We start from the raw sequence: 13,015 nt of genomic DNA on the forward strand, positions 1-13,015 counted from the left end.
CCTGACGGCTGTTAAACAGTTTGTTACAGCGACAGGCGATGATGACGGGCGGAGGTTTGCGTGGCGGCGATCAACAACAGCTATCTGCTCGGTCTTTTCGGCGCTGGAAACGGCATGGGCGCCCTGCCGTCGGCGACGCCTGCGCCCAAGCCCAAGACGCAGCCGACCGCGCCGTGGACCCTGACGGCCAAGGAAAAGCCCAGCCAGTCCGACCTGCTGCGCTCGGCTTTGAGCGGGCGAAAATTCGTCAACGAAGACAATGCTGTTCTGGACGTCAAAGGCGCTTCGTCCGGCGATTACCGCAAGATCTTCGCCCTGTATCAGGGCCTGACCATGCTGGAGGCGCTGACGTCGCGGGCGGGCGAGCGTGGCGTAACGCGCATGGAAACCGAGCAGCTGAACCGTCGTTTTTCGGCGGGCGTAGCGGAGCTGACAAGCTTTCTGGCGTCGGCGCAGTTCGAGGGCGTGCGGGTCGTGCAGGGTGTCTCGGCGTCTCAGAGCCAGTCCAGCGCGGCGGTGGCGCGCGACAATCCGAAATATCTGACCGGCCCGATCCATGACGGCGCCCTGACCGATGAAGTCGCTGCTTTTCAGGGCGATGTGCGCTTTGGCGTCAAGGTGAAGACCAGCGCGGGCGTCCGCACCGTCGATATCGATCTGGCTGAAATGGGCGCCGCGCCGCGCACGATGGAAAACGTGTTGCAGCACATCAACGGCAAGCTGGAGGCGGCGGGCGTTTCGACCCGTATCCATCGCCAGATGATCGAAGCCGAATCGCGTACGGTGAAGGCGGGCGACAAGACCATCACCCTGCCGGCGGGGCCGACGCGCTGGGGGCTGACGGTCAACGGCGATTCCCTTGAAACAGTCAGCTTCGTCCCGGCTGAGGCGCGCAATTCCGTGCAGGTGGTGCAGGAGGCCGGGACCAAGGGCGGCCATGAGGTGCTGAAGTTCGACCCGGACGGCAACCCTGTGGCGGGCTCTGGCGAGGGGTTCTGGGTCGAGGGCCGCAGCGGCGTGTTCAGCCTGCCGCAGGGCGTCGAGACCGTGCGCGCCAGCGCCGCAGGGTCGGACGGCTCGATGTGGATCGTGGCGGACGTCAAAGCAGGCTCTGCAACCCAGCCGATCAAGGGGCAGGCGGACGTTGTCCTGATGAAGCTGGATTCAGCAGGTCATGTGGTGGTCAGCCGGGCGCTGGGAGCCGCCTCGACCGCCAGCGGTTACGCCATCGCCGTGGATGCGGACGGGCGGGTGGCGGTGGCTGGATCGGTCGTCGGCGCTCTGTTTCCGGGCGAGAGCGGGGCTTCGGCCACAACGGCGGACAGCTTTGTCACCGTCTTTGACGCCGACGGCCGCGAACAGTGGACGCAGAGGCGCGGCGCCAAGGCCGAGGACGAGGCCACGGCTGTCTCCTTCGGCGTGGATGGCCGGGTCTATGTGGCCGGGCGAGCGAAATCCGCCATGCCGGGCGCAGTCGCCGTGGGCGGCTGGGACGGCTATGTTCAGGCCTTCAGCGAAAGTCAGGTCCACAGTCTGGCGCCGGTCACGGCGACCGCGACCGGCATGGCCCAGTTCGGCACGGCGGGCGATGACAATGTTCAGGCCATGACCGTCGATGGCGACAATCTTTATACCGCTGGGGTCGAGAACGGGTCCTTCGTCCTGCGTCACTTCCGCGTCGGCGCCACGGGCGCGCCAGAATTGTTGAGCGTGCGTGATCTGGGCACATCTCAGGGCGGCGAGATCGCAGGTCTGGCCGTGGCGGACGGGCGGCTGGTCGTCTCGGGCGCGACGCGCAATGCGGGCCTGAACGCCGGTCAGGTCGCCAACGCCCATGCCGGGGGCGTGGACGCCTTCGTCGCCGTGCTGTCGACGGATCTGGCGGCCTCGGGCGCGGATCGGCTGACCTATTACGGCGGGGCGGGCGACGACAGCGCCGCCGACGTCAAGGTGCATGACGGCAAGGTCTGGCTGACGGGTATTTCGGACCGCCCGATCGGGGCCAAGGCGGAAGACCCTTCGCGCGGCTATCTGGCGCGGCTGGACGTGCAGACCGGTCAGGTGGAGTGGAGCCAGACCTGGACGGCGGCGGAAGGGCAGGCGAAGCCGCTGGCCCTGACCGTGTCGTCCGGCGGCGCCAGCGTGCTGGACCGTCTGGGCCTGCCGCAGGGCGAGATCAGCCAGAGCGATTCCAAGACGCTGGTGGACGCGACAGCCCTGCGCGCGGGCGATCGCTTCTATGTCCAGAACCCGACGACGGGGCGGAAGACGGCGGTGACGATCGACGCCAAGGACACGCTGCAGTCGCTGGCGCGCAAGATCGAACTGGCCTCTGGCCGTCATCTGAAGGTCACGCTGAAGACGGATCGCGACTATCTGACCGGGCTGGACGGGGACACCCGCCTGACCAGCGGCGGGGTCCAGCGTCTGTCGATCACCAGCGCCGATGGGCGAGCGGGCGCGGTGCTGATTCCGGGCGAAGCGGGGCGGGACGCTTTGGCAGGGCTGGGTCTGTCGCCGGGCTTCATCGGCAAGTCGGCGGACAAGAAGAAGACCTTCGGCGTGGACCTGTCTCCGCTGCTGAATCTGTCGACGACGGAGGCGATCGCCAAGTCCAAGGATCAGGTGCAACTGGCCATCAAGGCGATGCGCGACGCCTATCGCGCCCTGTCGCCCGAGGCGTCCAAGCCGGCCGTCACCGGCAAGGCGCCCGCCTATCTGCAGGCGCAGCTGGCCAACTATCAGGCGGCGCTGGCGCGACTCACAGGCTAGGGGGCGGCGAACGGCGCTTTCGGTTGACGGCTGTGGGGGTGACGGGGTTAGTGGGGCCTTCTTCAGCGTTGAGAGCGGCATGGCCCTTTCCAAAGACAATCGTATGGTCCTGATCGTCGGCGCCGGCCTGGCCGTCGTCGGCGCCGTGGCGGCCGCCCTGGTGTTCAGCGGGGGACGCGACAAACCGACGGAGGCGCCGCCGGCGTCAAAGGGCGGCCTGACCATCGACGTGGCCGAGGCTCCGACCCTGGAGCCGACGCGTGAACTGCGTTGCTTCGTCGACGGACAGTTCGTCGGCATGGCCACCCTGGCCGACTGCGCCAAGCGTAACGGCGTGGCGACCAGCGCCCTGGATGTCGGTCTGGACTCCACCGGTTCGCTGGTGGCGGCGCCGACGGCTTCGTTCGCACCGCCGCCCGAAGCGCCCGTCGTGACCATGGCTGAGGCGCCGCCCGCTGGTCAGGCCGGTGCGGACGCGGGTGCGCGGCCTGCGCCTGCGGCGACCTCTGGCACGGCCTGCCTGCGCCACACCGGGTCGGAGTGGCGTCAGGTGTCGGGCGACATGAGCCTGGGGGCCTGTGTTCAGGCGCTGTATTCAGGGACGTGCGTGCGTCCGGGCGACGCTCAGTATGGCCGCTGGGGCGATACGACCCTGCGTCTGGTGCCGCGCCGGGTGGAGCAGTCTACCGATAACAACCGCTTCCGCACCCTGGCTCAACAGGACCGCAACTGTCAGTTCCCGGAGCTGTGACGAAGATGCGTTTTCTCATGGCCGCGACGGGGCTGGCGGCGGGCGCGATGGCGCTGTCGGCCTGTGGTGAGGCTCCGCACAAGGCGCCGCTGGATCCGGGCGTCTGCTACCATGTCGGCAAGGTCGTCGACGGCAAGCCGCTCCTGAACGTGGTCGCCCGCGATCAGCCGCAGATCGAGTTCTGCGCCGCGCGACTGGAAGAGATGCGCCTGAACTTCCTGCGCATGGGCGGCAGCAAGACGGAAGTGACCGGCGCCTATCAGGGGCAGTACATATTCATCGACCGCACGGGCGTGCGCTTCAGCAAGAGCCTGGACGGCGCGAGGTTCATCGCCCTGACGCGGACCGGGGACGGCCGCCTGGCCATACCCGGCGCCATCCAGCGTGAAATCGATGGTCGCCCCATCGCTGTGGCGCCGAACTGATCCACCCTGTTTGGGTGAACAAAACTGGAACATTTCGCCTGTTTCGATTAAGGAGCAGGCGACAAGACGAATAAAAGGACATCGGTCATGGCGGGCAGCGTCAACAAGGTCATTCTGGTCGGCAACCTGGGTCGCGACCCGGAAATCCGCTCTTTGAACAACGGCGACCGCGTCGCCAACCTGCGTATCGCCACCTCGGAAACCTGGCGCGATAAGGCCACGGGCGAGCGCAAGGAAAAGACCGAGTGGCACTCGGTCGTCATCTTCAACGACAACATCGTCAAGGTGGCCGAGAACTATCTGAAGAAGGGCTCGACGGTTTACGTCGAAGGCTCGCTGCAGACCCGCAAATGGACCGATCAGCAGGGCGTTGAGAAATACACGACCGAGATCGTCATCCAGCGCTTCAACGGCCAGCTGACCATGCTGGGCGGTCGCAGCGACAGCCAGGGCGGCGGTGGTGATCGCGGCGGTTACGGCGGAGGCGGCGGCGGTCGCGACGACGACTATTCTTCGGGCTTCTCGACCGGCGGCGCGAACAAGCCTTCGGGTCCCAAGGAAAGCTACGACCTGAACGACGACATTCCGTTCTAAGGTTAGATCAGCCGGAATATGAAGGCCGCGTCCCTGCCGGGGGCGCGGCCTTTTTTCATATGGGTGTCAGCGCGCGAAGCGGCCCTTGGCGGCGGCTTCGGTCAGGGACTGACGGACGGCGGCGGTCAGTTCGTCCATGGTCTGCACCTGACGCACGCCATAGGCGCGGGCGGTGATGTCGACGTTGCCCTTGCGCCAGAAGCCTTTGGGGGCCAGCACGATCAGCTTATCCCCGCGCGCGTGCAGGCCCATTTCCAGCAGGCTGATTGGGCTTTGCGTCCCCGGGGCGAAATACATGACGATGACGTCGGCGCTTTCCAGCGCGGCCAGCTCCCACTCGACCTGGCGGCGGAACTCCGGCTCGTCCGCCTCGGGCCGCCAGGCGGGGTTCCAGTCGGGACGGCGCGGGTTCAGGACAGTGACGTCCATGTCGGACAGGGCCGCCGTCAGCGCCGCCTGCCAGTCCGGCGCGCCGCCCATGTCGATGCTGCCGCCCAGAAAGACGCGCGGTCGGGCGTCGTCGATCGGCAGGGGCTGAGGCGAGACGACAATCGTCGGCTCGGCCAGCGCGGGCGCAGCGGCGACGCAGGCGGTCAGGACGGCGAGGGCGGACAGCAGGGCAGGGGTCTTCATGGCGGCCTCTATAGCCCGTTCGCGATCGTGGGGCAGGCCGGTTGTGCAGGGTAACCTGCGGTCATGCTTCGTGAGAGGCGAAACGTCGCGCCTTGTGGCAAGCATGAGATGTGTCCAGCTCCTCTTCCTCCCCGCACGCGCTGACGCCGCTTGAGATCGCCGCCATCGTGGCCGTTCTGGTCATCTGGGGGGTGAACAACGCCGCCGCCAAGATCGCCACCGAGGCCTTGCCGCCGCTGATGACAGGGGCGTTGCGCTTCGCCATCGCCGCCGCCTGTCTGGTGTGGTTCGTGCGGCCGCCTTTTCCGAACTGGAAGAGTTTGCTGATTATCGCCGTGGTGGGCGGTCCGATCCACTATGGGTTGATCTACCTGGCCTTCTGGCTGGCCAATGACGTCAGCCCGGTGACGGTGTCGACCCAGCTGTGGATCCCGCTGACGTCGCTGTTCGCCTTCCTGTTGCTGGGCGAGCGTATATCGAAGGTGGCGACGGCCGGGTTGGTGATCGCCTTCCTGGGCGTAGCGTGGATGACGCTGGACCCGCACGCGCTGAAGGACTGGAAGGCCATTCTGGTCGGGGCGATGGGCGCATCGGCCTGGGCGCTGACGACGGTGATCGCACGGCGGACGACCTCGATCCCGCCGCTGAAGATGCAGGGGCTGCTGGCGCTGATGGCCTTTCCGGTGCTGACGCTGGGGTCGGCCCTGTTCGAGACGGGTCAGTGGGAGGCGGCCAAGGCCGCGCCGCCGCTGGTCTGGGGCACGCTGTTCTGGGCAGGGCTGGTGTCGTCGGTGTTCGCCACCAGCCTGATGTTCTGGCTGGTCCAGCGGCGCGAGGCCGGGCGGGTGACGCCCTATCTGCTGGGCTCGCCGCTGGTGTCCATCCTGATCGGCTGGCTGTTCATGGGCGATGTGCTGACGCCGCAGATCATGACCGGGGTGGCGATCGCATTGCTGGGCGTCGTCACCGTGGCCCTGGGGGAGCGCGGCCTTCGCGCCGGCGCTCCCGCCAAGGTTTGAGGATGCTTACGGCGCCTTGATGACGGCGCAGGCCACGCGGTCGCCCGCGCCGCCGATCGGCTGGCTGGAATGGTCGTCGGCGTTGGCGTGGATGACCAGGGCCGAGCCGTCGTCGTCCAGCAGCCACTGGCCCGGACCCTTGTCGGCCAGACGGGCGCGAGGGGTGAAGACTTCTGCGTGAACGGCGCCGCGGGCGTCGGCGAAGACGTTGGGCAGGTCGCCGTCATCGGGGCCTTCGGCGTTCAGCAGGCCGTGCGGCTGCTTCGGATCGCCGTGGTTGATGTGGGCGCCGGCCGAGGTGAAGGGCGCTTCGCACTGGCCCGTGGCGTGGAAGTGGATGCCGTGCCAGCCGGGCGTCAGGCCGGTGGCCTCGACCTTGACCAGCAGGCCTGTGGCCCCCTGCGTCAGGGTGGCCTTGCCGATTTCTGCGCCCTGTCCGTTGATGATGGAGACCTGCGCGGTCTGGCCCGGCGTCGCGCGCTCGGCCGGAGCCGAGGCGTTGTGCGCGGCGTCCGGCGCGGCGGCGTGTTCGGCGGGTTGCTGGCTGCAGGCGGCGCTCGCCATCAGCAGCGCGGCGGACACGCCTGAGAGGATCAGAGGCGAAGAGATCGGGCGCATGGCTTTCTTCCTTTACGACATGGGGATTTCAGCGGCGTTTCTTTGCCACCACGGCCCCCGGATGCTAGAAACCGGAACAGCGGATCACGTTCCGATTCCGGCCATTTAAAGCCTGATTTCCTTGACCGACGACAGCTATCAAAACGCCGCCCCTTCGGCGCCGGGCGATATTTCGACCATCACCATCGAGGATGAGCTGAAACGCTCCTACCTCGACTACGCCATGAGCGTGATCGTCAGCCGGGCCCTGCCGGACGCGCGCGACGGTCTGAAGCCGGTGCATCGGCGCATCCTGTATTCGATGCACGACCTGAACATGACGCCCGAGCGCGCCTATTCCAAGTGTGCCCGCGTGGTCGGCGACGTGCTGGGCCGGTTCCACCCGCACGGCGACGCCTCGGTCTATATGGCCCTGGTCCGCATGGCCCAGGACTTCTCCATGGGGCTGATGCTGGTCGACGGTCAGGGCAACTTCGGCTCGGTCGACGGCGATATGCCTGCCTCGATGCGTTACACCGAGGCCAGGATGGCCCCGGCGGCGGTGGCCCTGCTGACCGACATCGACAAGGACACCGTCGATTTCCAGCCGAACTACGACGAGAAGGAACTTGAGCCTGTCGTCCTGCCGGCGCGGATTCCGAACCTGCTGGTCAACGGCGCGGGCGGCATCGCCGTCGGCATGGCGACCAACATCCCGCCGCACAACCTGAGCGAAGTGATCGACGCTGCGGTCGCCCTGTTGGACGACCCGGACGTGTCGGACGACGCCCTGCTGGATATCGTGCCGGGGCCGGACTTCCCCACCGGCGGCGAGATCATGGGCCGCACCGCCCCGCGCAACGCCCTGCGCGACGGGCGCGGCTCGGTCATCGTGCGCGGCAAGGCCTCGATCGAAGAGATCCGCAAGGATCGCGACGCCATCATCATCACCGAACTGCCCTATCAGGTGAACAAGCAGACCCTGATCGAGCGCATCGCCGAAATGGTGCGCGAAAAGCGTCTGGAAGGCATCGCTGACGTCCGCGATGAGTCGGACCGTCTGGGCATGCGCATCGTCATCGAGTTGAAGCGCGACGCTTCGGGCGATGTGATCCTGAACCAGCTGTATCGCTATACGGCGCTGCAATCCTCGTTCGGCGTCAACATGCTGGCGCTGAACCACGGCCGTCCTGAGCAGATGGGCCTGCGCGCCCTGCTGCAGATCTTCCTCGACTTCCGCGAGGAAGTGGTGGTCCGCCGGGTCAAGTTCGAACTGGCCAAGGCCCGCGATCGCGGCCACGTCCTGGTCGGTCTGGCCGTCGCCGTCGCCAACATCGACGAAGTCATCCACATCATCCGCAGCTCGGCCGATCCCGCCGAGGCGCGCGAGCGGCTGCAGGCCAAGGCCTGGCCGGTCGGGGACATGATGGCCCTGGTCGAACTGATCGCCGACCCGCGCACCGTGCTGGTCGAGGGCGACAAGATCCGTCTGACGGACGAACAGGCCCGCGCCATCCTGGCCCTGACGCTGTCGCGTCTGACCGGTCTGGGCCGCGACGACATCTTCGGCGAGGCGCGCGCTCTGGCCGACACCATCCAGGGCCACCTGACCATTCTGTCGGATCGCGCCAACGTCCTGGCCATCATCCGCGAAGACCTGTTGCTGGTGAAGGAGCAGTTCGGGGTCGAGCGCCGCACCCTGATCGGCGAGGGCGACGCGGAGATGGAAGACGAAGACCTGATCCCGCGCGAGGACATGGTCGTCACCGTCACCCACACCGGCTACGTAAAGCGCGTGGCGCTGAACGCCTATCGGACCCAGCATCGCGGCGGCAAGGGCCGCAGCGGCATGTCGATGAAGGATGAGGACGTCGTCACCAGCGTCTTCAGCGCCTCGACCCACACGCCGGTCCTGTTCTTCGCCACCAACGGCAAGGCCTATAAGCTGAAGACCTGGCGCCTGCCGCTGGGCAATCCGCAGTCGCGGGGCAAGGCCTTCGTCAACCTGCTGCCGATCGAGCCGGGCGACAGCATCATGAACGTGCTGCCCCTGCCGGAAGATGAAACGACCTGGGGCGACTACGACATCATGTTCGCCACCCGCTCGGGCGACGTGCGCCGCAACAAGCTCAGCGACTTCGCCACGGTGAACCGCGCGGGCAAGATCGCCATGAAGCTGGAAGACGGCGACGGCATGGTCGGCGTCGGCCTGTGCACGGCCGAGGACGATGTCCTGCTGACGACCGCGCTGGGCCGGGCCATCCGCTTCAAGGCCGACGACGTGCGCGTGTTCAAGGGCCGGGATTCGACCGGCGTTCGCGGCATTCGCCTACAGGACGGCGACACCGTCATCTCCATGGCCATTCTGGGCCGTGTGGACGCCACGCCGGAAGAACGCGCCGCCTATGTCAAACACGCCAACGCTATGCGTAAGGCGCTTGCCGGGGCCGATGCAGAAGACGAAGGCGTCACGGTCGAGGCGGATGACGAAGAGGCCGGCGACGCCACCCTGTCTATGGAGCGTATCGCCGAACTGGGCGCGGCCGAGCAGTTCATCCTGACGGTCACGGAAACCGGCTTCGGCAAGCGGTCCTCGGCCTATGAGTATCGCCGCACGGGTCGCGGCGGGCAGGGGCTGACGGCCCATGGTCTGGGTGGCCGCGCAGGCACGCGCCTGGCCGCCGCCTTCCCGGTCGAGGACACGGACGACCTGATGCTGGTCACGGACGGCGGCCAGATGATCCGCACCCCGGTCAGCCAGGTTCGCATCGTCGGCCGCTCCAGCCAGGGCGTGACCATCTTCCGCACAGGCAAGGACGAGAAGGTCGTCTCGGTCGAGCGTCTGGCCGATTCCGGCGGCGATGATGAAGACGACGGCGCGGGCGAGGCCCCGGCGGTTGAGGGGGGCGAGGGCTAGGTTTCTCGCTGCTTTACGTCATCCCCGGGCTTGTCCCGGGGATCCATAACCGCCAGCGTCGCCAATTGGGCGCCGCACCTGAACCTTCAGCCGTTGTGTCTATGGATTCCCGGCACAAGGCCGGGAATGACGGGGAGGAAAGGATTTGATGGCGGTTGAACTCTGGATCGACGGCCGTCCTGCTGGAATTGAGGATCTGGGCCATCAGGCCCTGATCAACTACGGCGCCCTGACCTCCTTCGCCGTGGAGGAGGGGGGCGTGCGCGGGCTGGATCGGCATCTGGACCGCCTGAACCGTTCGGCGGTTGAACTGTTCGGCGAGGCCGTCGCTGAAGATCGGCTGCGCGATCAGATTCGGACCGCTCTGGCCGGGAGGGACGATGCATGGCTGCGCGTCAGCCTGTTCTTCCGCGAACTGTCCCTGCGCCAACCGGACTGGATCGGCGCGCCGCAGGTGATGATCAGCGTTGCGCCGCCGCCGTCGCCTCTGCCCGATGGGGTGCGGCTGCAGAGCCAGGTTTATGGGCGAGAGGCGCCGCATCTGAAACACGTCGCCACCATGGGCCTGTTACGAGCGCGGCGGGTGGCGCGGTTGGCAGGCTATGACGACGCCCTGTTCGTGGACGCGGAGGGGCTGATTTCCGAAGGCTCTCTGTGGAATGTCGGCTTTATTCAGGGCGATGCGGTGGTCTGGCCCGACGCGCCCATGCTGGACGGCGTGGCCCAGACCCTGATTCGCGAGGCGCTGGACCGCGCTGGATCGCCGCAGCGTGAGGCGGTGGTGCGGTTGACCGACCTGACCCGTTTTGACGGCGCTTTTCTGTGCAACAGCGCTACGCCTGCGGCCGGGATCGCCGCCATCGACGACCATGTTTTCAGCGGCGCCGCTGATGCAGTGCAGCATCTAAACGCCCTTTGGCGATCACAGCCGCGTCAGAAAATCTAGGCCGTTCATTTCGCACCTGCTAAACGAACCCAAACGATGGGGAGGCCGACGGCCATGCGTATCGGACTTTATCCGGGCACCTTCGACCCGGTCACCAACGGCCATCTCGATATCATCGGGCGGGCGGTCAAGCTGGTGGACCGGCTGGTCATCGGCGTGGCCAAGAACGACGACAAGGGCCCGTTGTTCTCGACGGCCGAACGGGTCGAGATGATCAAGGCCGAGGTCGCGCGTTTCAACGCCGACATCGAAGTGCGGCCGTTTTCCAGCCTGCTGATGCATTTCGCCGAGGAACTGGACGCCAGCGTCATCGTACGCGGTCTGCGCGCGGTCGCCGATTTCGAGTATGAGTTCCAGATGACGGCGATGAATCAGCGCCTCAACAGCGACATAGAGACGGTGTTTCTGATGGCCGATCCGCGGCATCAGGCCATCGCCTCGCGACTGGTGAAGGAAATCGCCCGGCTGGACGGCCGGATCGACAGCTTCGTCAGCCCCGCAGTCGCCGCGAGCGTGTTGGCCAAGGTCAAGAAGGATTGAGGTCGGGTTTGAAGATCAAGTCTCTGATGGCGCTGGCGGCGGGCGTGACCCTGCTGGCCGGTGGAGCAGTTGCTCAGTCGAGTGACTGGCGCACGGTGTCGCCTGAGAATCTGTGGGTGATCGATACGGTCAAGGGCCGCGTTCTGGTCGAGCTGGAGCCGCGCGTGGCGCCGAACCACATCGAGCGCATCCGCACCCTGACCAATCAGGGCTTCTATGACGGGCTGAAGTTCCACCGCGTCATCCCGAACTTCATGGCCCAGACCGGCGACCCCCAGGGCACCGGGGCAGGCGGCAGCGAACTGCCGGACATGAAGGGCGAGTTCACCTTCCGGCGCGGCCGCGACAGCGGCTTCGCCCCGGTCGAGAACAGCGGCGCAGGCCTGCGCGGCATCATGGGTTCCATCCCCATCGTGACTCAACCGGACGCCCAGATGTTCGTGACGGCCGACTTCAAGACCTCGGCCCAGGGGCTGTTCTGTCCCGGCGTGGCGGGCATGGCGCGCGCCGGTTCGCCCGACAGCGCCAACAGCCAGTTCTTCCTGATGATGGGCCAGAACGACAATCTGAACGGCGGCTACACCGTCTTCGGCCGCGTGGTTCAGGGCTTGGAGGTCTTGAAGACGCTGAAGGCGGGCAATGACGCCAACGACGGCGCCGTGGGCCCTGACGCCGACGCCATGACCCGCGTGCGGCTGGCCTCGGCCATGCCGGAGGGCGAGCGCCCGACGATCCGGGTGGCCAACCCCGGCTCGGCGCCCTTCAACGCCGCCGTCGAGGCCGCGCGCGCTGAAAAGGGCGCGACCTTCAACATCTGCGACGTCCAGCCGCCCGTGCAGGGAGGCTGAGCACGTCGCCTGCGCCGGGGAGGGGCGGAGGCATGAGGTACGGACTTCGGATCATCGGCGCGGGGCTGCTTTCGATGGCGGTCTGCGTCTCGTCAGCCGGGGCTCAGACGCTTGCGGCCGACAGCGCCGTCCCTCTTTTCGCTGAGACGGACTGGCGCGTCGTGGCGCCGGACAATCTGCTGGTCATCGACACCAGCCAGGGGCGCATTCTGGTCGAGATGACGCCCGAGGCGGCGCCGGGCCACGTCGACCGCATCCGGCTGCTGGCCAGGGCGGGTTTTTATGACGGGCTGAAATGGCACCGGGTCATCGACGGCTTCATGGCCCAGACCGGCGATCCGCTCGGCACGGGCGACGGACAGAGCTGGCATCCTGACCTGAAGGCCGAGCTCACCTTCCGCCGCGATGCGAACACGTCCTTCACCGCCGTTGCGGACCCGGCGGGCGCACGGATCGGCTTCATCCAGTCTTTGCCGGTCCAGACACAGCCCGACGCCGTGATGGCGACGACGGCGGATGGCAAGGTTCATGTGTGGGGGCTGTATTGTCCCGGCGTTGCGGGCATGGCGCGCGATGATGCGCCTGACAGCGCCAACAGCCAGTTCTTCCTGATGCGCCAGCCCTATCCGGCGCTGGACAAACGTTACACCGTCTGGGGGCGGGTGGCAGCAGGCTTGGACGTCGTGCGCGCCCTCAAGTTCAGCCCGAACCCGGACGGCATAGTGACTGATCCTGACGTTATGACGCGCGTGCGTGTGGCGGGCGACCTGCCCGAGGGCGATCGACCGACGGTGCGGGTGTTGAGCGCATCCAGCGCGCCGTTCCGGCAATTGGTCGAGAGAGTGCGGGCGGAAAAAGGTGCGGACTTTTCGGTCTGCGACATCGAACTGCCGGTCGAGGTGAACTGAGCGCCGCTTTTCCCTCCCCGTCCCGGGGAGGGTGGTCGACGCGAAGCGGCGACCGGGTGGGGGCG

At 66.9% G+C, this 13,015-nt stretch carries 12 protein-coding genes; 10 read left to right on the plus strand and 2 right to left on the minus strand.

What is annotated here, in order from left to right; genetic code table 11:
* Nucleotides 1-60: 60 nt before the first annotated feature.
* The 4 genes from ACORJG_RS04270 to ssb all read left to right on the plus strand — a co-directional run bounded on the left by ACORJG_RS04270 (nucleotide 61) and on the right by ssb (nucleotide 4,542).
* Complete coding sequence (locus tag ACORJG_RS04270; protein ID WP_427791909.1) at nucleotides 61-2,772, plus strand: transcriptional regulator; 2,712 nt, start codon at nucleotides 61-63, stop codon at nucleotides 2,770-2,772.
* A gap of 79 nt (nucleotides 2,773-2,851) precedes the next feature.
* Nucleotides 2,852-3,523, plus strand: a complete 672-nt coding sequence (locus ACORJG_RS04275; RefSeq protein ID WP_427791910.1) for a hypothetical protein — start codon at nucleotides 2,852-2,854, stop codon at nucleotides 3,521-3,523.
* Nucleotides 3,524-3,528: 5 nt separating this feature from the next.
* Nucleotides 3,529-3,948, plus strand: coding sequence for a hypothetical protein (locus tag ACORJG_RS04280; protein WP_427791911.1), 420 nt, complete (start codon nucleotides 3,529-3,531; stop codon nucleotides 3,946-3,948).
* 87 nt (nucleotides 3,949-4,035) lie between these two features.
* Nucleotides 4,036-4,542 (plus strand): single-stranded DNA-binding protein, encoded by a 507-nt coding sequence (ssb, locus tag ACORJG_RS04285; protein WP_427791912.1) that lies wholly within the window; start codon nucleotides 4,036-4,038, stop codon nucleotides 4,540-4,542.
* Between the two features lie 66 nt (nucleotides 4,543-4,608).
* Here ssb and ACORJG_RS04290 read toward each other — a convergent pair whose 3' ends face one another.
* Complete coding sequence (locus ACORJG_RS04290) at nucleotides 4,609-5,175, minus strand: nucleoside 2-deoxyribosyltransferase domain-containing protein (RefSeq protein WP_427791914.1); 567 nt, start codon at nucleotides 5,173-5,175, stop codon at nucleotides 4,609-4,611.
* A gap of 110 nt (nucleotides 5,176-5,285) precedes the next feature.
* Here ACORJG_RS04290 and ACORJG_RS04295 point away from each other — a divergent pair, with 110 nt between their 5' ends.
* Entirely contained in the window at nucleotides 5,286-6,194 is a 909-nt protein-coding gene (locus ACORJG_RS04295) for a DMT family transporter (RefSeq protein WP_427791916.1), read from the plus strand.
* Nucleotides 6,195-6,200: 6 nt separating this feature from the next.
* Here ACORJG_RS04295 and ACORJG_RS04300 read toward each other — a convergent pair whose 3' ends face one another.
* Nucleotides 6,201-6,812, minus strand: coding sequence for a superoxide dismutase family protein (locus tag ACORJG_RS04300; protein ID WP_427791918.1), 612 nt, complete (start codon nucleotides 6,810-6,812; stop codon nucleotides 6,201-6,203).
* 121 nt (nucleotides 6,813-6,933) lie between these two features.
* Here ACORJG_RS04300 and gyrA point away from each other — a divergent pair, with 121 nt between their 5' ends.
* The 5 genes from gyrA to ACORJG_RS04325 all read left to right on the plus strand — a co-directional run bounded on the left by gyrA (nucleotide 6,934) and on the right by ACORJG_RS04325 (nucleotide 12,950).
* Complete coding sequence (gene gyrA / locus ACORJG_RS04305) at nucleotides 6,934-9,708, plus strand: DNA gyrase subunit A (RefSeq protein WP_427791919.1); 2,775 nt, start codon at nucleotides 6,934-6,936, stop codon at nucleotides 9,706-9,708.
* A 148-nt stretch (nucleotides 9,709-9,856) separates the two neighbouring features.
* On the plus strand, nucleotides 9,857-10,654 hold the full coding sequence (locus tag ACORJG_RS04310) for an aminotransferase class IV (RefSeq protein ID WP_427791920.1): 798 nt from the start codon (nucleotides 9,857-9,859) through the stop codon (nucleotides 10,652-10,654).
* A gap of 54 nt (nucleotides 10,655-10,708) precedes the next feature.
* Nucleotides 10,709-11,194, plus strand: coding sequence for a pantetheine-phosphate adenylyltransferase (coaD, locus tag ACORJG_RS04315; RefSeq protein ID WP_427791922.1), 486 nt, complete (start codon nucleotides 10,709-10,711; stop codon nucleotides 11,192-11,194).
* Between the two features lie 8 nt (nucleotides 11,195-11,202).
* Complete coding sequence (locus ACORJG_RS04320; protein ID WP_427791924.1) at nucleotides 11,203-12,042, plus strand: peptidylprolyl isomerase; 840 nt, start codon at nucleotides 11,203-11,205, stop codon at nucleotides 12,040-12,042.
* A gap of 32 nt (nucleotides 12,043-12,074) precedes the next feature.
* Nucleotides 12,075-12,950, plus strand: a complete 876-nt coding sequence (locus ACORJG_RS04325) for a peptidylprolyl isomerase (protein ID WP_427791926.1) — start codon at nucleotides 12,075-12,077, stop codon at nucleotides 12,948-12,950.
* Nucleotides 12,951-13,015: the final 65 nt, after the last annotated feature.

Source organism: Brevundimonas diminuta, from assembly GCF_050310045.1.
GTDB lineage: Bacteria > Pseudomonadota > Alphaproteobacteria > Caulobacterales > Caulobacteraceae > Brevundimonas > Brevundimonas diminuta_F.